The 731-nt window shown below is 49.1% G+C and carries 1 protein-coding gene; it reads left to right on the top strand.

What is annotated here, in order from left to right:
• Positions 1–731, top strand: a 731-nt coding sequence (locus tag R7Q48_RS27175) for an ATP-binding cassette domain-containing protein (RefSeq protein WP_318133355.1), incomplete at both ends; no start/stop codon positions are given.

Here is a 731-nt window from a genome sequence, read left to right on the forward strand (position 1 = left end):
ATTTCCTAGATCCGATCGTTGGTCGCATCATCCACATAGAAAACCAACAGCTGAACGAATACACGGGTAACTACTCGTCATTCGAAAATCAACGTGCGCAAAAAATGATGCTGCAACAAGCGATGTTCGAGAAACAACAAAAGCAAATGTCGCACATGCAAAGCTACATCGACCGCTTCCGCTACAAAGCGTCGAAAGCGCGCCAAGCGCAAAGCCGAATCAAAGCGCTAGAACGCATGGAAAAAGTCTTGCCCGCGCAGTTCGATAACCCATTCAGCTTTGAATTCCGTCAACCAGCTGCGCTGCCAAATCCAATCATGATGATGGACGACGTATCGGCAGGTTACGGCGACAACCTAATTTTAGAAAAGATTCGTCTGAACTTAGTACCGGGCAGCCGTATTGGTTTGCTTGGCCGCAACGGCGCAGGTAAATCGACCTTAATCAAACTGCTTTCAGGTGAACTTAAAGCGCAAGGCGGCGATCTCACCTATTCGCAAGGCGTAAAGATCGGCTACTTTGCTCAGCATCAGTTGGAGACGTTGCACCCAGAAGAAACACCACTGCAGCACATGATGCAGATCGCACCGGATCAAACAGAGCAGCAACTGCGCGATTACCTAGGTAGTTTTGGTTTCCAAGGCGACAAAGCGCTAGAAAAAGTCGCACCGTTCTCTGGTGGTGAAAAGGCACGCTTGGTGCTGGCATTGATCGTGTGGCAAAAACCAAAC

It is taken from the genome of Vibrio sp. 378 (genome assembly GCF_033339435.1).